General features: G+C 50.3%; 21 protein-coding genes. 15 read left to right on the top strand and 6 right to left on the bottom strand.

Annotated elements, in window-relative coordinates:
• Window positions 1-20 precede the first annotated feature (20 nt).
• On the top strand, window positions 21-6,002 hold the full coding sequence (locus NST23_RS27330) for an AAA family ATPase (RefSeq protein WP_445662498.1): 5,982 nt from the start codon (window positions 21-23) through the stop codon (window positions 6,000-6,002).
• 63 nt (window positions 6,003-6,065) lie between these two features.
• Here the strand turns inward: NST23_RS27330 and NST23_RS27325 are convergent, their stop codons facing one another.
• The 3 genes from NST23_RS27325 to NST23_RS27315 all read right to left on the bottom strand — a co-directional run bounded on the left by NST23_RS27325 (window position 6,066) and on the right by NST23_RS27315 (window position 7,736).
• Window positions 6,066-6,422, bottom strand: a complete 357-nt coding sequence (locus NST23_RS27325; protein WP_122962419.1) for a response regulator — start codon at window positions 6,420-6,422, stop codon at window positions 6,066-6,068.
• Window positions 6,423-6,613: 191 nt separating this feature from the next.
• Window positions 6,614-6,976 (bottom strand): carboxymuconolactone decarboxylase family protein, encoded by a 363-nt coding sequence (locus tag NST23_RS27320; protein WP_122962420.1) that lies wholly within the window; start codon window positions 6,974-6,976, stop codon window positions 6,614-6,616.
• A 91-nt stretch (window positions 6,977-7,067) separates the two neighbouring features.
• On the bottom strand, window positions 7,068-7,736 hold the full coding sequence (locus NST23_RS27315; protein WP_340965010.1) for a Crp/Fnr family transcriptional regulator: 669 nt from the start codon (window positions 7,734-7,736) through the stop codon (window positions 7,068-7,070).
• A gap of 120 nt (window positions 7,737-7,856) precedes the next feature.
• On the opposite strand from NST23_RS27315, the gene NST23_RS27310 reads away from it, so the two are divergent.
• The 6 genes from NST23_RS27310 to NST23_RS27285 all read left to right on the top strand — a co-directional run bounded on the left by NST23_RS27310 (window position 7,857) and on the right by NST23_RS27285 (window position 14,124).
• Window positions 7,857-9,269, top strand: coding sequence for an MATE family efflux transporter (locus tag NST23_RS27310; RefSeq protein ID WP_340965006.1), 1,413 nt, complete (start codon window positions 7,857-7,859; stop codon window positions 9,267-9,269).
• A 102-nt stretch (window positions 9,270-9,371) separates the two neighbouring features.
• Window positions 9,372-10,121 carry a DUF4097 family beta strand repeat-containing protein gene (locus NST23_RS27305; protein WP_122962423.1) on the top strand — a complete coding sequence of 250 codons (750 nt, stop codon included), beginning with the start codon at window positions 9,372-9,374 and terminating at the stop codon, window positions 10,119-10,121.
• Window positions 10,122-10,382: 261 nt separating this feature from the next.
• Window positions 10,383-11,336: an ABC transporter permease gene (locus NST23_RS27300; protein WP_122962424.1), complete on the top strand. Its 954-nt coding sequence runs from the start codon at window positions 10,383-10,385 to the stop codon at window positions 11,334-11,336.
• Window positions 11,333-12,274, top strand: a complete 942-nt coding sequence (locus NST23_RS27295) for an iron chelate uptake ABC transporter family permease subunit (protein WP_063228791.1) — start codon at window positions 11,333-11,335, stop codon at window positions 12,272-12,274. The genes NST23_RS27300 and NST23_RS27295 overlap by 4 nt, the downstream gene beginning before the upstream one ends.
• Window positions 12,271-13,029, top strand: a complete 759-nt coding sequence (locus NST23_RS27290) for an iron ABC transporter ATP-binding protein (protein WP_122962425.1) — start codon at window positions 12,271-12,273, stop codon at window positions 13,027-13,029. The genes NST23_RS27295 and NST23_RS27290 overlap by 4 nt, the downstream gene beginning before the upstream one ends.
• 114 nt (window positions 13,030-13,143) lie before the next feature.
• Window positions 13,144-14,124, top strand: a complete 981-nt coding sequence (locus NST23_RS27285) for a siderophore ABC transporter substrate-binding protein (RefSeq protein ID WP_122962426.1) — start codon at window positions 13,144-13,146, stop codon at window positions 14,122-14,124.
• Between the two features lie 132 nt (window positions 14,125-14,256).
• Here NST23_RS27285 and NST23_RS27280 read toward each other — a convergent pair whose 3' ends face one another.
• The 3 genes from NST23_RS27280 to NST23_RS27270 form a co-directional block, all read right to left on the bottom strand.
• Window positions 14,257-15,132, bottom strand: coding sequence for an ABC transporter ATP-binding protein (locus NST23_RS27280; protein ID WP_122962427.1), 876 nt, complete (start codon window positions 15,130-15,132; stop codon window positions 14,257-14,259).
• Window positions 15,133-15,332: 200 nt separating this feature from the next.
• Entirely contained in the window at window positions 15,333-15,632 is a 300-nt protein-coding gene (locus tag NST23_RS27275) for a YxcD family protein (RefSeq protein ID WP_063228795.1), read from the bottom strand.
• Window positions 15,620-16,057: a hypothetical protein gene (locus NST23_RS27270; RefSeq protein WP_217022059.1), complete on the bottom strand. Its 438-nt coding sequence runs from the start codon at window positions 16,055-16,057 to the stop codon at window positions 15,620-15,622. Before NST23_RS27270 ends, NST23_RS27275 begins: the two co-directional genes overlap by 13 nt.
• 257 nt (window positions 16,058-16,314) lie before the next feature.
• Here NST23_RS27270 and NST23_RS27265 point away from each other — a divergent pair, with 257 nt between their 5' ends.
• The 8 genes from NST23_RS27265 (at window position 16,315) to NST23_RS27230 (ending at window position 25,311) form a co-directional block, all read left to right on the top strand.
• Window positions 16,315-16,665: a hypothetical protein gene (locus NST23_RS27265; RefSeq protein ID WP_063228797.1), complete on the top strand. Its 351-nt coding sequence runs from the start codon at window positions 16,315-16,317 to the stop codon at window positions 16,663-16,665.
• Between the two features lie 290 nt (window positions 16,666-16,955).
• On the top strand, window positions 16,956-18,029 hold the full coding sequence (locus tag NST23_RS27260; RefSeq protein ID WP_340965003.1) for an ABC transporter substrate-binding protein: 1,074 nt from the start codon (window positions 16,956-16,958) through the stop codon (window positions 18,027-18,029).
• Window positions 18,030-18,107: 78 nt separating this feature from the next.
• Complete coding sequence (locus tag NST23_RS27255) at window positions 18,108-19,040, top strand: nucleoside hydrolase (RefSeq protein WP_122962431.1); 933 nt, start codon at window positions 18,108-18,110, stop codon at window positions 19,038-19,040.
• 26 nt (window positions 19,041-19,066) lie between these two features.
• On the top strand, window positions 19,067-19,888 hold the full coding sequence (locus NST23_RS27250) for an ABC transporter permease (protein WP_122962432.1): 822 nt from the start codon (window positions 19,067-19,069) through the stop codon (window positions 19,886-19,888).
• 5 nt (window positions 19,889-19,893) lie between these two features.
• Entirely contained in the window at window positions 19,894-20,682 is a 789-nt protein-coding gene (locus NST23_RS27245; RefSeq protein WP_173597293.1) for an ABC transporter permease, read from the top strand.
• A 16-nt stretch (window positions 20,683-20,698) separates the two neighbouring features.
• Complete coding sequence (locus tag NST23_RS27240) at window positions 20,699-21,760, top strand: ABC transporter ATP-binding protein (RefSeq protein WP_122962433.1); 1,062 nt, start codon at window positions 20,699-20,701, stop codon at window positions 21,758-21,760.
• A 17-nt stretch (window positions 21,761-21,777) separates the two neighbouring features.
• Window positions 21,778-23,487 (top strand): adenine deaminase, encoded by a 1,710-nt coding sequence (locus NST23_RS27235; protein ID WP_122962434.1) that lies wholly within the window; start codon window positions 21,778-21,780, stop codon window positions 23,485-23,487.
• Between the two features lie 339 nt (window positions 23,488-23,826).
• The gene (locus tag NST23_RS27230) at window positions 23,827-25,311 is read left to right on the top strand and encodes a lytic polysaccharide monooxygenase (RefSeq protein ID WP_340965000.1); all 1,485 of its coding nucleotides are present in this window, start codon (window positions 23,827-23,829) and stop codon (window positions 25,309-25,311) included.
• Window positions 25,312-25,475 lie beyond the last annotated feature (164 nt).

Here is a 25,475-nt window from a genome sequence, read left to right as displayed (position 1 = left end):
ACCTAGATGGAGTGGATAGTATGAGCGGCATGATCGTGATTCCAGGATACAGAGTGACAGAGTTTCTCTCGACGCATTCAAATATGGGATTTTATCGTGGGTTCAGAAACAGCGATAACCTGCCCGTCATCATTAAAAAGCCACGTGAGGGTCCCACGCACAAGGAGTCGCTTTGGAGACTGAAACACGAGTACCGCATCTTGCAATCTCTCGAATCATACGCGGTGGAGAATGCTGTCGAATTGATTGATCACAATCGGGAGACTGCGCTGATCACGGAAGACTTCGGGGGAGTGCCGCTCTCCTTGCTGAGCAAAATGAAAGAGCTGTCGCTAAAAGACATCCTGACCATTTCGATCCGCATCGCTACATGCATCGAGGAAATTCATCAGCAGCGAATAATCCACAAAGACATCAATCCCGCTCATATACTGATTCACCCGGATACGTACGAGGTCAAGCTGATCAACTTTGGCTTGGCGACGAGGCGATATCAGGAATATCAAGGCGTGATGAACCCGAAAGAATGGCGGGGAAATCTGCGCTACGTATCGCCTGAGCAGACCGGCAGGATGAATCGGACGGTGGACTACCGGACAGATATTTACTCGTTTGGCGTGACGATTTACGAGCTTTTGACCGGGAAGCCGCCTTTTCTTACGTCGGACATGCTTGAGCTGGTTCATGCCCACATGGCCCGAAAGCCGATGGCGCCTTCGCAAGTAAAGCCGTCCATTCCGCAAATTTTGTCGGATATCGTGATGAAGTGTTTGTCCAAAAATACGGAAGACCGTTATTTCAGTATGGCTGGACTGGTGGCAGACTTGCAGCAATGTCTCGACCAGCTTGCCAAAAATGAAACGATCGGTCACTTTCCACTGGCGCAGCATGACCGCGCTGACCGTTTGCACATACCGGAAAAGCTCTACGGCCGGGAACAGGAAATCCAGATGCTGATCGACACGTTTGAGGAAGTGTCGAACGGAGCATCGCGCATGGTCATGTTGAGCGGCAGCGCGGGCGTGGGGAAATCTGCTCTCGTGTTTGAGGCGCAAAAAGTTTTCCTCAAAGGCAGAGGACGGTTTATTTCCGGCAAGTTTGACCAGTATCGTCAAGGCGTGCCTTATTCCGCGATCATTCAAATCTTTCAGGACTTGATCAAGCAGCTTTTGGCAGGCAATGAGAGAGAGCTTGCGACGTGGCGGGCGACGATTCTCGAAGCGATGCAAGGGCTTGGTCAGGTCATCGTGGATGTCATTCCTCAACTGGTGGCTGTGATCGGCAAGCAGCCGCCTGTGCCGGAGCTGCCTGCGGCGGAGGCCAAAAACCGTTTTCAACTGGTCATGCAAAGATTTATTCGCATCTGGGCCAGACCGGAGCACCCGTTAGTGCTGTTTCTCGACGACCTGCAATGGGCCGATTCTTCTTCGCTGTTTTTGATCCGCGAGCTTGTTGCCGACTTGCCGCTCAGCTATTTTCTGCTCGTTTGCTCCTATCGCGAGCAGGATGGAGGAGCGATCAATCCTCTGGTCGCGATTTTGACAGAAGCTGGGGTCAAGAGCAGGATGTTGCGGCAAATTACACTGTTGCCGCTGCGGCTCACGCAAATTAATGCCATGCTGGCCGATGCACTGCATACAGAACTTGAAGTTACGAAGCCGCTTGCGATGATTTTGATGCGAAAAACGGCAGGCAACCCGTTTTACTCCAGACAATTTATCAAGTCTTTGTACGATCAAAATCTGTTGCAGTATTCCCCGGAGGAGCGGAGCTGGAAGTGGGAGCTGGCAGAGATCGAGAAGCTCAACACAACGGAGAACGTAGCAGATTTTCTCGTGGAAAAAGTAAGGCGTTTGCCTGCGGTGACACAGAAGCTGTTGGCTTATGCGGCGTGCCTGGGCAACTCCTTTTACTTGAGCATGCTGGCAAAAGCACAGGGCTTGAACGAGCCAGAAGCGATTCGGGACATTTTGCCCGCCATGGAAGAAGGGCTGATCTATCCGCTGGAAGGCGCGGAGTATTTGAGCTATGCGGCGATAGAGGAAGAGGAGAACCTGTCGCAAGTGACGATCCAGTTCAGCTTTGTGCACGACCGCATCCAGCAGGCTGCCTACTCCTCGCTTTCGGAAGAGGAGCAGAAACAGGCACACGTCAAGCTCGGGAGAATGATATGGGACATGTCCGGTTCCTACGAGTCGGTGCTGCTGTTTGAAATATGCGAGCACATGTACCGGGGCGCGGACATGATCGAGGATGCGGCGGAAAGGATCCAGGTCGCTCATTGCCACCTGCTTGCCGGTCAAAAAGCGATGGCTTCTACTGCCTTTGACGCCGCCCTCCAGTATTTTCAGCGCGGGACGATGTTCCTCGGGGAGTCTGCCTGGGACCAGCATCACAACCTGTCGATGGAGCTGTACACGCTCTACGCCGAGACAGCGTACTTGTGCAACCATATGGAAGATGCGAATCGGCTGTTTTCCCTTGCGCTATCGCACGCCAAGACCAACCGCGAGCGAGTGCGCGTCCTGGAGCTGCAAATTAACATGTACACCCGTCTGGCCGACTTTTCGCGTGTGGTGGATATCGCCAGTGAAGCGCTCGGACTGCTCAAGGTTCCCATTCCTTTCAAGCCCGGGAAGTTAGATATTATCAAGGAAATGTGGCAGATCAAGCGCAAGCTCAAAGGCCACAAAATCGATGAGCTGCTGTACTTGCCAGATGTGCCGGAAGAGAATTACCAGATGGCGATGAGCATCATCAGCAATGCAGGACCATCCTCGTATTTCGTCAATCCGAACTGGTTTGCCCTGACGATTTTACGGGTGCTCCATTTGTCGCTCGTGCACGGGAATGCGGTTGCATCTGCCAACGGATACACGGGCTACGGGATTGTGCTCGGTACGCAATTTGGCAATTACCGTGAGGCGTATGAGTTCGGACAGCTGGCTTGCCGGGTAGCCGATGGCTTTGCCGACCCGATTGCCATGACCAAGGCGTACGGCGCGTTTGCCCTGTTGATCAACCATTGGTGCGATCACGCCCGAACGAACATCCCGCTGCTGAAAAAAGCCATTCAGCTCGGAATGGACGGCGGAGGAAACATCTATGCGGCGTATAACGCGCACGGTTTGCTGGAAGCCATGCTCTATTGCGGGCTGCCTTTGGAGGAATTGGAGCAGCAGATTGAAGAGTATGCCGATCTGATTTGTCAGATGAAAGTAGTCGATCATGACGATCGTCTTCTGTTGTTGCGCCAGGCGTTGAATACGTTTACGCACTGGACGGGAGCAGAGCAGACGGTATTTTGCCGGGACAGCTTCGATGAGACTCAATACGTAGACAGCTTGCAGGCGGAAGGCACCAGCTACAAGCGGTACATGTACCACTTTTACAAATCAATGGTCCACCTCATGTACGGCAACTACGAGGAGGCATCGAAGCTGCTGAGCGAAGCGGAGCAATGGATGGAGTCCGTCAGCGGCCAGGTGCTGGTCAGCCAGCATGTATTCATGCATGCCCTGGCATTGACGAAGCTGTACAAGCGCGTCAACCGCCGGGAGCAAATCCGCTATGCGAAAAAGATCAAGACTCATTTGAAAAAAATGAAGAGCTGGGCTGCCCATTGCCCGGAAAACTTCCAGCACAAATACTTGCTGATGAGCGCCGAATGGAAGCGAGTGAACGGCGAGCGCCAGGTGGCGGGCGAGCTTTACGACGAAGCGCTGCAACTCGCGAAAAAGGACGGCTTTTTGCAAAATGAGGCACTTGCCGGAGAGCTTGCCGCCCATCATTATTTGGATCTGGGGATGGAAACGATCGCCAGGGTGTACATGACCGAAGCTTACGAGGCGTACATGCAGTGGGGCGCTCTGGCGAAGTCGAGGGAGATTGAGGAGCGCTACCCGCACCTGTTGCAGCGCGGCAGAGGGCTGGAAGCATCGGCAGAGCTTGCTGCGACAGAGCAGTCGGCCGATCTCGTCGACCTGATGAGCGTAATCAAGGCATCGCAGACGATGGCGAGCGAGATCAGGCTGGAACTGCTTTTGGCTACGATGCTGCGGACGGTTATGAGCAACGCCGGAGCGGAGAAAGGGATTCTCATCCTGAAAAACGAGAGCGAATGGGTGATCGAAGCGGCGGGGTCAGTCGATCTCGATGTGGAAATCATGCAATCGGTGCCGTATGAACATAGCGGGATGTTGTCTGTCGCCGTAGTGAACTACACGATCCGCACCGAAGAAATGCTCGTTTTGCACAATGCTTCTGTAGAGGGCGTCTTTTTCCGGGACACGTACATCACGAAAAACAAGCCCAAGTCGATCTTGTGTTCGCCGCTGTGGCAGCAGGGCAAGATGATCGGCGTCATCTATCTGGAAAACAACGAGACGACGCACGTTTTCAACGAAAAGCGCTCAGAGCCGCTGCGGCTGATCTTCTCGCAAATGGCGATCTTTATTGAAAATGCCCGCCTGTATCACCAGCTGGAACAATGGAACCAGTCGTTGGAGATGATCGTCGCTGAACGGACGACCGAGATTCAATCGCTGTTGCAGGCGAACAAAAACTTGCTGAACAATGCAGGCCAGGGCTTCCTGTCGTTTTCCAAAAACATGCTTGTCCATTCCGAGTACAGCCGGGAATGTTTGCGGATGTTCGGGAGAGAGCTGGCAGGGGAATCGGTAGCCAGTCTGCTGTATCCGAATCGACCGGAGGAGCAGGCGTTTGTCGAATCTCTTTTGGAAAAGTATTTCGATACAAAAGATCAGGGGCAAAAAGAGCTTTATTTAAGCCTCTTCCCTACGGAAATTTGCATCAACCAACTGCCGCTCAAGCTGGAGTGCAAACCGATTCACGAAGATCGGCGTGACTCGCCAGAAGGTTTGATGCTGATTTTGACTGACTTGAGCGAGCAAAGAGCGCTGGAAAGCAAGATGGAGCAGGAATGGCAAAAGCTGAACATGATTTTGACTGTGGCGACAAGCTTGCCGCTTTTCCAAAAAGCGTATCGCGCCTTCACGACTTTTTTTGCGGAAGGGTGGAAAATGCACTTCGCAGAAGGAATGGAGGAGTCGGAAAGCCTGATCAAGCTTGTGGAACAAATTCATCAGTTCAAAGGCGATTTCAGCCAGTTCCATCTGATTGAGACTCCGCAAAAGCTGCATGATTTGGAGACGTGGCTGTTAGAGCAAGGAAAGCATCAAGGGCTGCGAATGGACGACGCTTTCCACAATCAGTTGCCTGTTGAGCAAGTCAAGGCAGCCATGCAGCAAGACGTGGAAATCATTCGCAACAAGCTGGGCGATCACTTTTTGGATAGTGTCGAGGAAGGCATGACGATCGAAAGAGACAGATGGGAGCAGTTCATCAGCAAAGTCACAGACTTGTTGCCGGATGAGTTGTCTGCCCGGGTGGATCAGCTTGTTCGTGAGCTGCGTCAGCAACCAGTCAAAGACATGTTCGAGCGCTATCACGATTATGTCGCCGAACTGGGCCAGCGTCTGAACAAAGCAGTTGCTCCGCTTCGACTGGAGGCGGAGGAGATCATGGTGGATCACGATCGCTTCGAGGCGTTTGCGAGCAGCCTGGTTCATGTTTTTACAAACGCGATCGATCACGGTTTGGAAACAGAAAGTGAGCGGCTTGCGGTCGGCAAGGCGAGTAAAGGCACGATCAGCTGCCGGATTTGGCAGGAGGATGCTTCGCTGTTGATCACCATAGCTGATGACGGCAAAGGCGTAGACCTTGAAAAGCTCAAACAGCATGGGCTGGAACAAGGCTTTGGAGCAGGATGGACAGAGGAAGAATGGCTACGCTCCTTGTTTGAAGAACAGATCAGTGTAAAAGAAGAAGCAGACATCTATTCGGGCAGAGGCTTGGGATTGCCGATTGTCAAACGAGAGGTAGAGCGATTGGGCGGAGAAGTGCAGGTCATTTCCGAACGGGGAAAAGGAACGTGCTTTTTCTTCCGGATTCCGCTCGACGCCAAGACTTTGCGAGGATAGAAAACATAAAAAAACTGAGGCGCCCGAGCAGCCCCTCAGTTTTTTTGTGTATCGGCCGCATGTTTAGAGGGTGTTCTGGATAGAATCCAAAAGGCGCTCTTCATCAATCGGCTTCGTAATATAGTGACGTGCTCCTGCGTTGATGGCTTCAAAAACCAAATGCTTTAAACCGTAGGTGCTGATCATGATGATGTTGGCATCGGGAAATGTGCTGATAATTTTTTTGACAGTCTCGATACCATTCATGCCTGGCATGTTGATATCCATCATGACTACGTCAGGTTGATGCGTTTTGTACTGCTGATAGGCGTCTAGTCCATTCGCCGCTTCTGCGATAACTTGATGTCCAGCCCGTTGTAGGATGAGTCTGATGTATTCCCGGACAACTATCGAGTCATCGGCAATTAGTATACGAGCCATAAAACCTCCTGTGTCGAAGCGGTATGATGTGTGTTTTCCTGTTTTACTTTGCCCCTACCTTTAACCATAACATTGGTAGGAAAATAGTCGCAATCCTATTATTAGAAAATTTCAGCGATCTTTGTGCAAAATTGTACAATTCACGAAAAAAAGCCCCCCTTTGTTAAAAGGGAGGTCAGTTGCCTTTTCATTCAGCAAAAGCATTGGGGAGAAGCAGGATCATCACGATAGGCGGCAAGCGCATTGACACCGTGGCTGAGAATGGCGCCGGCACGGGTTGTGGCGGCTACGAGCAACGCCTCCATGATTTCTTCCATGGTTCCACCCAGTGCTTTGTACTTTGTTACGTGGACGTCGATGCAATACGGGCAGCCCGTAACATGAGCGACCGCAATCGCGATCAGCTCCTTTGTTTTCCGCTCGAGATGCTGAGAGTCCTGATAAACCAGCTTCTCGAACGCCAGATAGGAGGCGGCTGCTTCCGGGGCAAGCTTCATCAAGTCGGGAATGCGGGACAAGTTTGCTTTTTCGTAATACGACGGCGTGTTGGACACCTTCATCATCCTCTCGTAACGGGTAGCTTCACGTTCATGTCCATTGTAGAGGAGAGAGGGCGTTGGCTTCTGTGACTTGCGCACATAACGGCTACAAATGTTTCAGGTGGTTTGCCAGGCTGGTCCGATCGATGTTGGTGATTCGCCCGCGGCCCAACTTGATCCAGCCTGCCGATTCGAACTCTTTGAGGGAACGGCTGACTACTTCTCTGGCTGTTCCCAGCTCAATGGCGATCGCTTCATGAGTAATGAGCAACTGATTGTCAGACTCAGTAGTGCAGCTGAGCAAAAATTTGGCCAGACGGTAATCAATCGGTTTGAAAGCGATATTTTCCATCAAGGTTGTCACGGAAGCCATTCGCTTGATCATCGTGCTGTAAATAAACTGGCGCACGTCCTTGTACTCGTCCAGCCACTGCTTGAACACTTTGACGGGTAGCAGCAACAGCTCGGTTTCTTCCTCCAGCTCGGCAGATGCCGCATATTCAAGCTCTCCGAGAATGCTTGCCATCATCAGGACGCATACGCCGCCACGGGTGACGCGATACAGCGTAATTTCACGCCCGGATTCACTGATCTTGTGGATGCGCACTTTGCCTTCCAGGACGAAGGCAGCATGGGCAAACAGATGGCCCTCGTCCATCACGAGCCGGGGAGAAAAGCGTTCCACGTAGATCTCGTTGTTCGACCAGGCGGGCAAAGGCACATGAGCGAAGCAAGGAAATGCCTGTATAACTTGTGGCAGGCGGGCTTTTTCCATCGTATGACCCCCTTTTCATAAAGATCTTGTAAAAAGTGTCGAGTTTTCTCCGCGCATTGCGGGTTACGGTGTAAAATGTCGCTATGCATAGAGAGAGGACCAGATGGGATAGGTGAAAGTATGGATATGACAGTAGCCGAGCGGCAAACAGGTCAACAAGATGGCAATGCGTACAATCTGTTCAAGCTGACTTGGCCGATCTTCTTAGAGCTGTTTCTGTTCATGCTGATCGGCATCACGGATACGTTCATGCTGAGCGGCGTTTCTGACGCGGCTGTATCGGCGGTTGGGGCAGCCAACCAATTTATTTTTATCGCCATTTTGATTTTGGAAGTAGCAGGACATGGCGCCTCGATTGTGGTCGCACAGTATATCGGCTCCAAAAAAATGGTCGATGCAGCGAGAGTCGGAGCGGTTGCGGTCACGTTGAATCTGCTGATCGGCATCGCAATCAGCGTAAGCTTCGTTTTGTTTGGGAATGCACTGCTCGAACGCATCAATCTGCAAGGGCAGATTTTGCAGATGGCCCAGTCGTATATGATCATCGTCGGGGGAAGCTTGTTTATTCAGGCGATTATCAATACATTGGCAAGTGTCATTCGTACGTATAGCTTTACAAAAGAGAGCATGTATATCTCGCTCGGCATCAATGTGCTGCACGTCATCGGGAACTACTTGCTGATCTTCGGGCACTTTGGTTTTCCGGCATTGGGGGTAGAGGGTGCTGCCATCTCTACGGTATTGAGCAGGGCGCTTGGGCTGCTCGTCTATTTTTGGGCGTTTTACCGTCTGATTGAAGTCAAAGTAGCATTCAAAGACTATGTTACCATCAAATGGACGTACGTCAGCAAAATTTGCAAGGTAGGCATTCCTTCCGCGGTTGAGCAAATCATGTATCATGGCTGTCAGGCCGTCTTTTTATACTATGTGACGTATTTGGGCGCGTCGTCGCTCGCTTCCCGGCAATACGTGCTCAATCTTTCCATGTTTATTTATTTGTTCAGCTTGGCAATCGGCATGGGCACGGCGATTATAACAGGCAGGCTTGTAGGTGCGGGCAGACGCGAAGAAGCGTATAGCCGCGTGTGGAAAAGCTTGCGCTGGGGCTTGCTTTACACCGTTGTAGTCAACACGGTTATCATCATTTTCCGCGAGCCGATCATGGGCTTGTTCACGACTGATCCGGAAATTTTGCGGATCAGCTCGCAAATTATTTTGCTCAGTATTTTGCTGGAAACCGGGCGGGTCTTCAACATTGTGTTGATCAACTCTTTGCGTGCGGCAGGAGACACGCAGTTTCCGGTGTATATGGGCCTGATTTCGATGGTCGGAATCAGTCTGCCGCTAGGTTATGTGCTGGTGTTTCACACCGAATTGGGCTTGGCGGGGGTATGGCTGGCCGTTGCGATCGATGAATGGATACGCGGAGCCATGATGTTTTTCCGCTGGAGGAGCAGGGTATGGGAGCAAAAAGCTCTCGTCGAACCGCTGGAAGGCAACGGCAGCAGGGTAAACGACAGCGCATCCGTCTAGGGACCGATGGAAAACAACTCCAGCGACTGATGCTATCTTGAGGCCGCTCTAGTACAATGATTTCAAGAACAAGCAAGCTTGGATGCATAGAGGGAGATAGAGATGAAGCGTTGGATAGGAGTTGGATTTTTGGTTTTGGCTCTCGGGCTTGCGGGATGCAGCAGCAGTCTGGAGACGGTGGAGGAAAAGCGTCATCTGGACTTGCCAATCGAGTCGATAGAGGCGTTGGAGATCGTCAATCAATCCGGTAATTTGGTTGTAAAAGGAGACGACAAGGCAACTTCGATCCAGGTAGATGCCATCATCGCCAGGTCAGCCAATATCAAGCCGGAAGACATCATCGTGACGCTGACCAAAGACGGGAATGTCGCTCATTTGTCCTCCGATGTAGTTGGTCATTTCGGCGTAATGCGTCTGGAGCTGAACGTCGAGGTGACGGTTCCTTCCGCATTGAAGGTAGCGATCACGGACGACTCAGGGGATATTGATGTCTCCAAACTGGCGGGAGCGCTCACGATCAAGGATGATTCGGGTGATATCATCTTGAAAGATGTCACGGGCGAAGTGCAGATCAATGACCAGTCCGGCGATATCAAAATCAACAACGCGACCGCCCTCAAGCTGATCGAGGATGACTCCGGCGATATTTTGCTGGAAGATACCGGGGGCGACGTGGAGATCAAAGATCAGTCGGGTGACATGAAAATTGTGCGTCACAAAGGAAACGTGACGATATCCGATGACAGCGGCGACATCGACATTTACACAGTCAACGGAGACGTGAACATTGTCGAAGACGGTTCTGGCAAGCGCTCGGTGAAAAACGTAAGCGGATCGTATACGTCCAATTAAAAAAAGTGCTGTTGCTATCAGTGGCAACGGCGCTTTTTTGCGTTAGTGATGGGCGGCGGAATATTCTCACTTTTTTCAATCCAGAGAAATTTAGTCGACTAATGAAAAAATGCTTTAAACCCGGATAAAGAAGTGCTAATATAACAAAGGAGATGCCAAGTGAGAATGAATCTCTTTATTATTGAGAATGAATCTCCTTCTTACTAAGCATGCTAAAAGCAACGCAGCACTCACGTGAACAAAGAGAAGAGTAGGGAAGCGATGAAAAAAAGATATTTGGTTGTAGCCCTGATTCTGCTTTCGATAGTATCCCTGTTTATTGGCGTAAAGGACATTTCGCCCCTGGAGTTGTTCAATCTCAGCGATGACAAAGTGCAAGTGATGTGGATTAGCCGGATTCCCCGATTGATCAGCATCATCATCGCGGGTATCAGCATGAGCGTGGTTGGTCTGATCATGCAGCAACTGACCCGGAACAAATTCGTGTCGCCGACAACGGCGGGCACCGAAGACTCTGTCCGGTTCGGGATTCTCGTTTCCTTGCTGGTGTTCGTAGATGCTTCGATTTGGGTGAAGCTGCTCGTCGCGTTTGTTTTTGCCTTGCTGGGGACGTTTATCTTCATGAAGATTCTCGACAGGGTGAAATACAAGGATTCGATTTTCATTCCACTGGTCGGATTGATGTTCGGGAATATCGTCGGTTCGATTACGATGTTTTTCGCTTACAAGCACGATCTCATCCAGAACATGTCGTCCTGGCTGCACGGCGACTTTTCCTCGATCATGAAGGGAAACTACGAATTGCTATACATAAGCATTCCGCTGGTCATTATCGCGTACTTGTTTGCCAACAAGTTTACGATTGCAGGAATGGGCGAAGAGTTCGCGATCAATCTCGGACTGAATTACAAACAAGTGGTCAATATCGGTTTGGCGATTGTCGCCATGGTTTCATCTGTCGTCATCCTCACGGTAGGGACGATCCCGTTTTTGGGGCTTATTATTCCTAATATTGTGACGCTTTACCTCGGCGACAATCTGAAGAAAAGCCTGTCTCATACCGCTTTGCTGGGAGCAGTGTTTGTCTTGTGCTGTGACATTCTTGGACGCCTGATCATCTTCCCGTATGAAATCTCAATCGGCTTGATGGTCGGAGTAGTGGGCAGCGGTATATTCGTGTACTTACTCATGAGAAGAAAGGCATATGAACGATGAAAGCTAAGATTGGTGTCATGGCGATAGTCGCCGTTGCTCTGATAGCCGTATTCATGCTGATTGATGCGGGCGGCAACTGGGATTACGTGCTTCCCCGAAGGGCCAAGAAAATTATTGCGATCCTGCTAACCGGGTGCATCATTGCGTTCTCGACGATGGTCTTCCAGACGATTACCAACAACCGCATTTTGACGCCCAGCATCATCGGTCTTGATTCCTTGTACATGTTCATTCAGACTCTCGTCATTTTCGTGTTTGGTTCGACCCACATGACGATCATGAATAAAAACGTGAACTTCCTGATCTCGACTGGCTTGATGGTTCTGTTCGCAGGCGTGCTGTACAAATTCCTGTTCAGGCGGGAAGGACAAAACATCTACTTCCTGCTGTTGATTGGCTTGATTTTCGGCACTTTGTTCGGCAGTTTGTCGACGTTCATGCAGGTGCTGATCGATCCGAACGAGTTTCAGGTGGTACAAGACAAAATGTTCGCGAGCTTCAACAACGTGAACACAGACCTGTTGATTCTCAGCTTTGTCCTGGTAATCGCAGTCGGCCTTTACTTTTGGCGCTACGTCAAGTATTTGGATGTGCTGGCACTGGGCCGGGATCAGGCAATCAATCTGGGGATTCCTTACGATTTTGTCGTCAAACGGTTTTTGGTCGTCATCGCGATTCTCGTGTCGATTGCGACAGCGTTGGTTGGGCCTATCACCTTCCTGGGGCTGTTGGTAGCGAATTTGGCTCATCAATATATGAAAACGTACCAGCACAAGTTTTTGCTGGCTGGCTCAGCATTGATCAGCGTAGTGGCTCTGGTAGGCGGTTTGTTGATTGTCGAACGCGTCTTTACGTTCTCGACAACGCTCAGTGTCATCGTCAACTTTATCGGCGGGGTTTACTTCATCTATCTTCTGCTAAAGGAGAATAAAGCGTGATAGAAGTCCGTAACGTCTCAAAACAGTATGGGAACAAAAATGTCGTGGAAAACGTCTCGGTGAAAATTGCCAAAGGGAAAATTACGTCCTTTATCGGTCCGAACGGGGCTGGCAAAAGCACATTGCTGTCCATGATCAGCCGTCTGCTGACGAAGGATCAAGGCGAGGTGCTGATTGAGGGGCAGGAGATTGGACAGTACAAAAGCAACGAGCTGGCCAAAAAAATCTCGATTCTCAAGCAGTCCAACCACATTACGGTGCGCCTGACGATTCGCGAGCTGGTCAGCTTCGGACGCTTTCCGTATTCACAAGGCAATTTGACAAAAGAAGACTGGAAGTACGTAGACGAAGCGATCCGTTATCTGGAGCTTGCGGACATACAGCACAAGTATCTCGACCAACTGAGTGGCGGGCAGCGCCAGCGGGCGTACATCGCCATGGTTGTCGCGCAGAACACGGAGTACGTTCTCCTCGATGAGCCGTTGAACAACCTGGATATGAAACATTCTGTCCAGATCATGAAGGTGCTGCGGCGTCTGGTCGATGAGATGGGCAAAACCGTCGTCATCGTCATTCACGATATCAATTTTGCGTCTGTTTACTCCGATTACATCGTTGCGCTCAAGGACGGAAAAGTCGTGAAGGAAGGCAGCACAGACGAGATCATCCAGCCGCAAACCTTGAAAGATGTTTACGATATGGACATCCACATTGAAGACATCGACGAAAACAAAATCTGCGTGTACTACGCATAGCGCCGCTTTACTTCCTTTCGATAAAATTATTTTGATGGCATGCAGGGGGTCTTCAAAAACAAGCAAGCTATCAATAATTTTATATATATTAAAATACTTATAGAGGTGAGAAAAATGAACAAAAAAATCCTGATGCTGTTCATGGCCGTACTGTTGGCAGTATTTACAGCGGCATGCGGTTCCGGCTCCAATAGTGCAGCTCCTTCCCAAACTCCGGAAGCGTCCAACGGCGCTGCGAAGGAATCCGAAGAAATCACAATCAAACATAAATTGGGCGAGGCCAAACTGAAGAAAAACCCGCAAAACGTTGTCGTCTTTGACTATGGCGTGCTCGATTCCTTGGACAAACTGGGCATCGAAGTAAAAGGTGTGGCACAATCCAGCATTCCGCCTTATCTGGAGAAATTCAAAGACGCGAAATACACAAACATCGGCAGCCTGAAAGAGCCGGACTTTGAAAAGATCAACGCAATGAAGCCGGATGTCATCTTCATCTCCGGTCGTCAGCAAGACGCTTATGAAGAACTGAACAAAATTGCTCCAACGATCTTCCTCGGTGTAGACACTTCCAAGTACATGGACTCTTTCACAGAGAACATGAAAACGCTCGGAACCATTTTTGGCAAAGAAGCACAAGTAGATGAAGAACTGGCGAAAATCAACGAATCGATCAAGCAACTGAACGAAAAAGCAACAGCAAGCGGCAAAAACGCGCTGATCGTTCTCGTGAACGAAGGCAAGCTGAGCGCTTACGGTCCTGGCTCCCGCTTCGGTATTTTGCATGACGTGTTCGGGTTCGCTGCGGTAGACAAAAACATTGAAGTATCCACCCACGGACAAAGCGTATCCGCTGAGTACGTAGCAGAGAAAAACCCTGACTACCTGTTTGTTGTAGACCGCGGTGTGATTTCTGCGAATGAAGGTGTTTCCGCAGCTGCGAAAGAAGCGGTTGAAAACGACCTCACGAAAAACACCAAAGCATTCAAAAACGGCAACATCATTTACCTCGATGCGAACTACTGGTACTTGTCCGGTGGCGGATTGGTTTCGACTGCAAACATGGCAGACGAAATCTTGAAAGACATCAAGTGGTAACGAAAACAAGCTGATAACAGCAAAGGCAGCCTGGGGAGAAGATCCTTGGGCTGCCTTTTGCCTATATAAAAAAGCCATTCTCATTTACCGTCCATGAGAATGGCTTGATCGTTCGATGCAAGTGATGAGTTACTAGCGAGTGCCGACCAGCTTGCGTTCGTCTTCTTGCACAGCCTGTTGGCTGGATGCAGGCGCGGTACTGGAAGCGGCCTTGTTTTCTGCCGCGTGGCTCAGCTCGTAAGGGAGGCAGAGCGGCACTCCTGTGCGCGGGTCAGTCAAAATGTCAGCCTCGATGTTGAACACTTTGCGCAGCATGTCAGGTGTCATGACTTCGGCAGGAGAGCCCTCGGCGATGACCGTGCCGCGAGAGATGGCTACCATGTGCTGTGCGTAGCGAGTTGCATGGTTCAAATCGTGGACAACCATGACGATCGTACGTTTTTCTTCTTCGTTCAGCTTTTGCAGCAGCTTGAGAACTTCCAGCTGGTGCGCCATATCGAGGAAGGTTGTCGGCTCATCGAGGAACAGGATGTCGGTTCCTTGCGCCAGAGCCATGGCGATCCAGGCGCGTTGGCGTTGACCACCGGAGAGCTGGTCGACGGGACGGTCGTAAAAATCGATCATGCCCGTCATGGCAATCGCCCATTGCACGATTTCTTTGTCTTCCTTGGTCAGGGAGCCAAATCCTTTTTGATGAGGGAAGCGGCCATAGGTAACAAGCTCAGACACGGTCAGGCCATCGGGAGCGGTAGGGTTCTGCGGCAAAATTGCCAGCTGCTTGGCGACTTCCTTTGTTGACTGCTGATGAATAGACTTCCCATCGAGAAATACCTGTCCACCTGTCGGTTTCATAATTCGGGCCAACGTTTTGAGGATGGTCGATTTACCCGAACCGTTTGCGCCGACCAGTGCGGTAATTTTGCCAGAAGGGATGCTGATGTTCAGGTCTTTGACAATGGAAAGCTCGCCGTAACCGATGTCCAGTTTTTGCGTGTATAAGCGTTCCACAATGGGCCAACTCCTTTATAGAAAAGTATGTACATGTATAAGCAAAAAAAGACAATGATAATCATTTTCATTAAAGTATATAACGTAACGAAGGCAATTTCAATACTTGATCAAGGGAAATGCACCCATGTAAAAAGCCAATCTGCCCACTGTGGTGAGCAAACTGGCTTGGGAAGTTCGAGCGGGTAAAGCAAGGGCGACTAGCTTTGGTACGTGACGTAGGCGATGATGCCTTCCTCGTCGTCCAATACCAGCTCAATGCCGGCGGAGTAAGGGTTGCGCTGCATTTGCGTTTCCAGATAAAAGCGAATGGCTTCGATCAGGTTGATCTCGATGAACACTTGTTTGCGTTCGTTCGCGTATACTTCAGCGGAGAAGCCGTATTCTTCGTCCCACATCAGTTCGACTTCTACGTTTTGCGGCTGAATCTGTTTTTTGCTCGCCACATGCAGGCAGATGGCGTTAATCAATACTTGTTCGGACAGTGTTATCTTTTCCATGTGTTCAGTTCCTGTTTTTTCGCGCGTTGCGTTTTAAAGTAGACGAAGATTTTGCGAATCAATACGATCACAGCGACAATCGCCAGCATGTTGATCAAGAAGCCAAAGATCGCTCCCAGTGCCCCCATGTCGCCAAACATGCTGCCGAACAAAAGTCCAGCCAATCCCCCGACGAGAAGACCTTTCATGAATCCGCCGCTCTTGCTTGGAGCAGCAGTAGCTGGTGTATTGGTTGTCGTATTTTTATTGGTAGATGCATTTACATTGGAATCGGCTTTGTTTGGCGTCTGCGTGTTGGTTGGAGCCGTGTTGGAGTTGAACGATTTTTTGCCGGACTTATAACCTTTTGCGTCGGCATGATCTGTGAATCCTGCGGGAGCGAGTACGAGCATGACGGCGACTAGCATCATGATGAGTTTTTTCATGGTTATGGAGTAGCCCCTCTCTATTCGTGAAGTTACATATAAGTGTACATGAATATATGAGGCTTTTCCACCAAACATTCGGTGAACATTGCTGGATGGAAGAAGCTGTGAAGCGGCAAGACAGCAGCAAAGACCGAACGAATATATGACTGAAAAATGTAAAAATGATCTAAATACGAATATTAGCTTGCTCTAGCCTGAAATCATATGTATAATGGGAAACAACAAATCAGATAACAGCTCTCGCGGGTGATGTCATGAGTTTAGTAGACACGAATGAAACGAGAAAGCAGCTGTCTGCCATTTATAATGAGATAGCAAAAGAGTTGTTCGGATTTGGAACGACTTTGCTGAGAGTGACGATTGAGAATCAGTTGATTACTTTCCACGCCAAGCATCGCCGCTCTCCGCGCTCAGATGCGCTGGAAGGCGAAGCCCCGACTCTGAAGCTGGAAGTCGATTTTCGCATGTCTCTTCTTTATAAGAGGAAGCTGAGAGAACGGCTGGAGGAAGAGATGGGCCTGAAGCTGGAAGCTGTGCTTAGAGACTACGACGCGCCTACGCAGTGGGCGATCACGAATGTAATTGTAAGTGACTCGGAAAATTAAATACCTGAGCCATTCGTTCGGATTTTCTCTTTTGATCTATCTCAAGGGAAGACCGTGAAAATGGTGTGAAACGGGTGTCGCTTCTCTTTGTTTACGAAGAAAAGTGCTCTTGTTTAGAATGTATCGTTCTATTCAAGGGTGCTTTTCTTTTTGTTTTTTGCGCTTCTCATTCGCTTTTTAAGGATGTGGTTGATGAATAATATCGCTTGTTAACGCCTCATTCTATCTATGAACTGCAATGCAATCATTCATTATTTGCAAGTTACAAGCTGAACTGGAGGAATCATACAATGAAAAAAATGCTGACAGGAATCCTTTCTGCTTCCATGCTGTCTTTGGTACTCGCAGGCTGTGGCGCAAGCGACAAACCGCAGGAGGGAGCAACTGGCGAAGCGCTAAAAGGCGAGCCGCAAAAACTGGTTATTTCCACGTGGGGCTTCTCGGAAGACTTTTTCCGCAAAGAAATTTACGAGCCGTTTGAAAAAGAACACAACGTCAAAATCGTGCTGGAAATCGGCAACAACGCCGAGCGTCTGAACAAAGTGCGTCAAGGAAGCTCTGACGTAGACTTGATTTACTTGTCCGATTACTACGCGCAACAAGGGATCGACAGCGGCGCCTTCGAAAAAATCGATCGCAGCCGTATTCCGAACTTGAACGAGATTTACGATATCGCCAAAGCGCCGCTCGGCGAGGAGTATGGTCCGGCGTACACGATCGGACAATTCGGGATTGCTTACAATCCTAAGCTGGTCAAAACTGAGGTCAAGGACTGGAAAGACCTGTGGAATCCAGAGTTGGCGGGCAAGCTGACGCTGCCAAACATCACATCGACGACAGGCCCGATGATCCTCGACAGTGCCTCTGTAGTCGCAGGCAGCAAGGAGTTCAACGAAGATCAGGCGTTTGCCAAAATGAAAGAAGCTAACAAAGGCGTTGTGAAGTATTACGACAAAACTTCCGAGTATGTGAACATGTTTAGCCAGGAAGAAATTGCAGTTGGGCCGATCATGGAAATGTACTTCAAGGATATCCAGGCAGCTGTGCCAGAAGCGGTATTCGTCGCTCCGGAAAGCGGAGGATACGCTGTCATGAACACCGTCAACATCGTAAAAGGCAGCAAAAACAAGCAGCTGGCAGAAGACTTCATCAACTACCAGCTGAGCAAAGAAGTGCAGGAAAAATCAGCGAAAGCAAAAGTGGATTCTCCTGTTAACACCTCCGTCAAGCTGACAGATGAGGAAGCAAAAGGCGTTACTTATGGGGAAGCAACCGTCAACAAACTGCGCAAGCTGGACATGAAATTCGTCAATGAGCATTCCAAAGCGTGGATCGATCGCTGGAATCGCGAAATTACACAATAACGAGCAACCAAACAGGACAAGGGTATAGACGTCGGCGCGGATATACCCTTGTTTTTTTCAAACAGAGGAGGACCACTCGTGGAGCAAAAAATCATTCTTGATGTCGATACCGGAATTGATGACGCGCTGGGAATTATTTTGGCTATCAAGAGCGGTCAATGTGAATTGATCGGCATTACTACCGTGAACGGCAATGTATCTCTTGGCAAGGCTACAGAAAATACATGCAAAATCCTCGATTTGCTGCAAGCAGGCGACAAAATCCCGGTCGTCCGCGGAGCTTCCCAGCCGCTATTGCGTCCGCAGTTTTTCGAGCATCGCATCCATGGCGAGGATGGACTTGGCGGAGCGTTGCGGGATGTACAGGTGCATACGCAGCCAGCAGTTGGCTTTGCACCCGACTTCATTTGCGAGCAGGTGCTGGCTCAGTCCGGCCAGGTGACTCTCGTGATGACCGGGCCGCTGACCAATCTGGCTCTCGCTGTGAAAAAGTGCCCTGAGCTTGTGCAGCACGTCAAGGAAGTCATTTTCATGGGCGGAGTGGTGACTGAATACGGAAATGTGACCCCGGTGGCGGAGTACAACATGTACGTCGATCCGGAAGCAGCGAAAGTCGTCTTTCATGCCGGGTTTCCGCAATTGACATTGGTTGGACTGGATGTAACACGCAGAGTCCTGCTGAACGAAGAGCATATCGCAGCGTTGGGAGATACGCCCATCGGCCGATATGTGAAGCAAAGCACGTCCGATTATTTGGATCGCTACTTTGAACGAAACGGCATTCGCGCATGCGCCATGCATGATCCGTTGGCGGTCGCGGTCGCGCTCGACCGTTCGCTGGTGCAGACGAAAAAGCTGTACGTGGACATCGAAACGAAAAGCGAGCTTTGCGACGGGCAGACGGTTTGCGACTTTCAAAACCGCCTGAAAAAAGAACCCAACATGAACGTCTGTCTGGACGTAGATGCAGATGCGTTCTTTGCGCGTTTTATCGGCGCATTGAAAGCCTGACGATACCGTGAACAGGAGTTAATTTGATGAGAAAAAAGGGCCTTTATTTATTGCTACTGCCTGGTGTGCTGTTTTTGACGCTGTTCATGGTCATTCCGATTGCAATGACGATTGCGTCGACGTTTTTCCATGAAGGAAGCTTTACGCTGCAAGGCTACATGCAGTTTTTGACGGACAAGTATTTCGTGAAAATTTTGCTGACCACGCTGCAAGTCAGTCTGGTGACGACGATTGCCTGCATTGTGCTCGGATTCCCTGCCGCGTACTACATTTCCAAGCTGGGACCGCGCAAAAAAGGGATTTTGCTGGCGCTGGCCATCTTCCCGCTGCTGACCAGCTCGGTTGTACGCTCGTTCTCCTGGATGATCATTCTCGGCAAAAAAGGCTTGCTGAACAGCTCGCTTCTGTCGATCGGGCTGATCGATAAGCCGCTGGAAATCTTGTATACCCCGACCGCCATGATGATTGGTCTGATTCATTTGTTCTTGCCGCTGATCATCATTACGCTTGTCGGCGTGATGGAAAACATCGATCCCGATTTGATCAAAGCGGCTGAAAGCCTGGGTGCTTCCAAATTTACGGCATTCCGTCAAGTAATTGTCCCACTCAGTGTGCCGGGTCTGATTATCGGAAGCATTCTCGTATTTGTCGGCAGCTTGACTGCTTACACGACTCCTGCGCTGCTCGGCGGGAAGCAACGCGTCATCTCGACGTTCCTTTACCAGAACGCGATTACTTTGAACGACTGGTACATGGCTTCGGTCATTGCCACGATCATGATCGTCATCACATTTGTCGTCATTTTCTTCATGAACAAGCTGGCGACGAAACTAAATCCTAAGGGGTAGAAGCTATGCAGGAGAAAAATCGCGGGTTGGCCCTGTTTACCCTTCTTGTGTTTCTGTTTTTGCTGGGGCCGCTCATCATCATATCCTTTACATCGTTTGAACCGGGAAGCGTCCTGAAATTTCCGCCGGAAGGCTTCTCCCTTCGCTGGTATGAAAACATCTTCAACGTGGAGATGTTCATGACGACGTTCCAGACGTCGATGATCGTGTCCTTGCTGGGCAATCTGCTGGCGCTTTTGCTGGGGATTCCGGCGGCCTATGCGCTGAGCCGCTTCCAGTTTCGCAGCAAAGGGCTGTTGAACGGCATCTTCATCTCGCCTGTGTTGATTCCGGGCATTGTCATGGGTTTTGCCATGCTGAAGTACGTCATCGTCGTCTACCATCTGCCGATTTACGCCGGACTCCTTGTCGGCCATACGGTGCTGATGCTTCCTTTCATTATTCGCGTCATCGCGTCCAGCCTGTCCAATTTCGATTTTGCCATTGAAGAAGCGGCGCTCAGTCTTGGCGCGGGGCGGCTGGAGACATTTTTCAAAGTCGTTTTGCCTAACATTCGCTCCGGGATTATTGCGGCGATTTTGATTGCTTTTCTGGAGTCGTTCAACAACGTGGACATTTCCGTGTTCATGACCGGGCCGGGAGTAAGCACTTTGCCGATCCAGATGCTGACTTACGTCGAGAACAACTTCGACCCGACGATCGCGGCGATCTCGGTTGTGCTCATGATGATTACGGCTATTCTCATGTTCGTCATTGAACGATTGATGGGGCTTTCCTACTTTACAAAACGATAACGGAGGCATCAAACATATGGCATTGCTCGCATTGGAAAACGTATCGGTTGCCTATGACAATCAGTACATTTTGCAAAACTTCAACCTGAACATCGAAAAGGGGCAGCTTATCTCCCTGCTGGGGCCGAGCGGCTGCGGGAAAACAACGACGCTTCGCCTGATCGCGGGCTTTCTCGAAGCGAAGGACGGCCGCTTCTTGTTCGATGGCAAAGATTACACGCGCGTGCCGGTCAACAAGCGCAACTTCGGCTTTGTGTTCCAAAGCTACGCGTTGTTTCCGCACTTGTCTGTGTTCGATAACGTGGCGTTTGGACTCAGGCTGCGCAAGGTGAATGAAGCCGAGGTCAAGCAGCGCGTCTTGCGGATTTTGGAGGTAGTCAGCCTTGGCGGCTTTGAAAAGCGTTTCCCCAAGGAGCTGTCCGGCGGGCAAAGACAGCGTGTGGCGATTGCCCGTGCGCTGGTCATTTCGCCTGACCTGCTTTTGTTCGACGAACCGCTTAGCAACCTCGATGCGAATTTGCGGATCAACATGCGGGTAGAAATCCGCCGCATTCAACAAGAACTGGGCATCACGACGGTATACGTCTCGCATGACCAGGAAGAATGCTTTTCCATCTCGGATCAGGTAGCGATCATGAACAAAGGCATTATCGAGCAACTGGACGATCCGGCTACGATTTTCAAATATCCAAAAACCGAGTTTATTGCTCGCTTCATCGGCTTTACCAACTTTATCGACTTCGCCGAGCGCTCCGAAACAAACGGAGAGATCGGACTGCGTGTGGGCGGACACGAGTTTGTTGCGGCCAAAAACCCAGGAACAGCCAGCCCAATGAGCAAAAAATGCGCCATGCGTCCGGACGATCTGCTGGTGACAACCGAAGAGGCTGATCAGGCGGGGATGAATCGTCTGCATGGCAGTGTCAAAGTCAGCACGTTTTTGGGGCGCAGTTATCAGTATGTCGTGGAAACAGAGCTGGGCGATTTTACCGTCAACCAGGAGATGGAGACCCCTTATCGGAGCGGCCAAAAGGTCAATCTGCTGTTCCCGAAAGACAAAATGGTGCTCGTGGACTAAAGACAGGAGGGCTTTTCGTGAAGGTTGATTTATTGATCCAAAATGTTCAAGTGTTTAACAGCTACTTCAAAACGTTTCGCAAAGGCAATGTCGCTGTGTTGGACGGGCGTTTTCTCTACGTGGGCGAGCGCAACAGCGAAACGTTTGAAGCGGGCGAGACGATAGATGGTCAAGGCCGCTACATGATCCCCGGCCTGATTGACATTCATTTGCACATCGAGAGCACAATGGTGACGCCCGAGACATTTTCCTACGGCTTGATCCAAAACGGCGTGACGACGATTGTGCCGGAGCCGCACGAGATGGCGAATGTGTTCGGGATCGAAGGAATCAAAGAGATGATTCGCGTAAGCAAAGATTGCGTAGTCGACATGAAATACGCGATCCCCAGCTCCGTGCCGGCAACTTCGATGGAAACAACGGGAGGTTCCGTGGAAATTGCCGATATGGATGAGCTGCTTGCTTCCTGCGAGATCATTTGCATGGGCGAGATCATGAACTATGTCGATATCATCCGCGATGAGAACTGCAAGACCAACCAAATTTTGCAGCACATTCGCAAAATGTACCCGACTCTGGTGATTGAGGGACATGTGCCCAAGCTGCTCGATCTGGACCTGCATCGCGTCATTTACGCAGGGGTGGACTCCGACCATACGCATCAGACGCCGGAAGGCATGGAAGCGCGCATAGCAGCGGGCATGTTTTTGGAGATCCAGGAAAAATCGATGACAGAAGAAGTCATGGACTATTTGATCAAGGAAGATGTTTCCGAGCATTTTTGTTTTGTGACGGACGACGTCATGACCGACTCGTTGTTCAAGCGCGGCCACCTGAACCATCTTGTGAAAAAGGCGATCAGCATGGGGATGCAGCCTGAGCGAGCTATCTACGCCAGCACGTTCACCCCGGCAAGACGCATGAATATGACGGATCGCGGAGCCATTGCTCCGGGCAAGATCGCCGATTTTGTGCTCGTATCCGATTTGCGCGAACTGAACATCGAGCAGGTCTACAAAAACGGCAAGAAAGCGTACGACGTTCGCGAAGAGTACCGCCAGGTCGTGCATACGAAGCAGTTCCCAGCGCATTTTTACGAAAGCATCAAGCTTGCCCCGCTTTCGGAAAGCGACTTCCAGGTAGCTTCTACTGCACCAGACAATCGCTATCCGTGCCGGGTGATGCTCGTACAAAACGGCTCCACTTTTACAGAGGATCATCGCGGGATCGTCGAGGTGCGGGAAGGGCAAGTATGCTGGGAGGAAAGCCCGTACGGACTGATTGCGGTGTTTGAACGCTACGGCAAAAACGGCAACCGCGGCTACGGATTGATCAGCGGCGACACGATCAAGCGCGGGGCGATCGCAACCAGCTACTCGCACGATAACCACAATTTGCTCGTCGTTGGTCACAATCCGCACGACATGATGGTGGCTGCGAATGAAGTCATCCGTAATCAGGGCGGCTTCTGTGTGGTGGAGGACGGCAAGGTGCTGGCGAACCTGAACTTGCCGGTCGGCGGCATTTTGACCGAGGAACCGCTGGAAAAGACAGCAAAAGAAGTCGAGCAGCTTCGCCGCGCGATGGAATCGCTTGGCTACGACCATTACAACCCGATCATGTCGATCAGCACGCATTCGTTGCCAGTGAGTCCGGCTTTGAAGCTGACCGATCTGGGGTTGATTGATGTAAACGCCGGGAAGGTAGTGCCGTTGCTGTTGATGTAAAAGTAAATAACACTGCTCAAGTGCCGAACAAGCTACTTGCTGAGGAGATTAAACTTCAGCGAGTAGCTTGTTTTTAATAGCAATTAGCACGCTCACAGGCCATTTTCAGTAAAAGTAAATATTTTCGTACACAGAGAATCCCCTAACGTTTTCCTTGAGAATGATCAAATATTCCTAACATGTAGATAAACAAAATGAAGTACATAGGAACACACTCCTGAATCATCTCCATATTTTCTTGCTGGAATTAGTTTGGATTGGGTATTCAGAACCTGTGCTACTGGAAAAATTTTCTGTAACATGGTATTCGATCCTAATCCAGAAAAGAGGAGATAATACATGGATAACGTAGGGTTGAGAAACAATCTGTGCAGGAAAGGGCTGGCGCTTCTGTTCATGCTGGCAATGATGCTGGTGGCGGGCGCAGCTACTCTCGTGTTTGCTGAAAAAGCTTCGGCTCACGGGTACATCGAATCGCCAGCGAGTCGCTCTTACTTGTGCAAGACAGGGCAAAACAAAGGCTGCGGTCAAATCCAGTACGAACCGCAAAGCGTGGAGGGCATCGGCTCGTTCCCGCAATCCGGTCCTGCCGATGGTGAATTTACTGGTGCAGGCCGCTATCCTGAGCTTTACGCACAAACAGCAGATCGTTGGAGCAAGGTTACCTTGCAGGGTGGACAAAATACATTTACTTGGAAGCTGACAGCCCCGCATAGCACGGCGGAGTGGAAATATTACATCACGAAAAAAGACTGGAATCCTGACAAGCCGCTTGCCAGAGCGGATCTGGAGCTGTTCTGCTCGTTCCAGGACGGAGGGAAAAGGCCGCCATTCACGGTAACGCATTCGTGCAATGTACCGACAGATCGCAGCGGCTACCACATTATTTTGGGTGTTTGGGAGATTGCCGATACAGGCATGGCGTTTTATCAGGCGATTGACGTGAATCTGATTAACGATGGAACGGGTGGCGAGCAACAGCCAACTGTTCCGGGCAATGTGACTTCCGTATCGCAGACAGCTACAAGCATTGAGCTTAGCTGGAGCAATTCTGTAGCCTCTAATGGAATCAAGCAGTACGATGTGTATCGCGATGGACAAAAAATCGCATCCACCAAGGAAACGGCATACACGGACAAAGGCTTGACGCCTGCTACCGCTTACACCTACACCGTCGTGGCAGTGGATAACAGTGGAAAAGAGTCCAAGCCAAGCAAGGCACTGACTGTTCGCACAAAAGCGGAAGATATCGTGGATACGGAAGCACCGACCGCACCAACAGGTATCATGTCTCATCACCAGACAGAGACGGTGATTGATCTGATGTGGAGCCCTTCCCGGGACAATGTTGGAGTCGTGAAATATAAGGTTTACCGTGATGGCACACAAGTAGGGACAGTTGACCAGCCCTCCTTTGTCGATAAACAATTAACCCCGGGAACGTCGTATACGTATACGATCAAAGCCGTGGATGCGGCAGGAAATGTTTCCGAAGCGAGCGCACCATTTGCCGTCAGTACGAAGAAGAAGAGTCCGGAAGTACCGGGTGAAATTGCTGCGTGGGATTCCTCTGCTGTCTATGTACAGGGTGATCGTGTCATCTACAACGGATTGGAATACGTGGCGAAATGGTGGGTCACAGGCGAGCGGCCGGATCGTTCCGATGCATGGAAGCTGGTAAGCGATGCCGTACTGTCATGGGATGCAGGCAAAGCCTATGAGGGCGGGACAAAAGTGAGCTACGAAGACCAGGTTTACAAGGCAAAATGGTGGACAAAAGGCGAAGAGCCAGGAAAATCCGCTGTATGGGATCTCGCTGAATAATGTTGCAAAGCCCGGGTGAACAGCCTGGGCTTTGTTTTTTATGTACTGCCATTATTTTGCCGATTCCTGCTTGTTTTGTTATACTTATAATTTAAGAGATAAACAGTTCTCTGTTACATCGGTGCATGATTGTTTTCCCATCTTATAAGGTTAGAAGGAAACGA

This window comes from Brevibacillus sp. FSL K6-0770, from assembly GCF_038000275.1.
Classification (GTDB): domain Bacteria; phylum Bacillota; class Bacilli; order Brevibacillales; family Brevibacillaceae; genus Brevibacillus; species Brevibacillus parabrevis.
The sequence above is the reverse complement of the archived record's forward strand: the minus strand, read 5'-3'. Positions and strand labels throughout refer to the sequence as shown.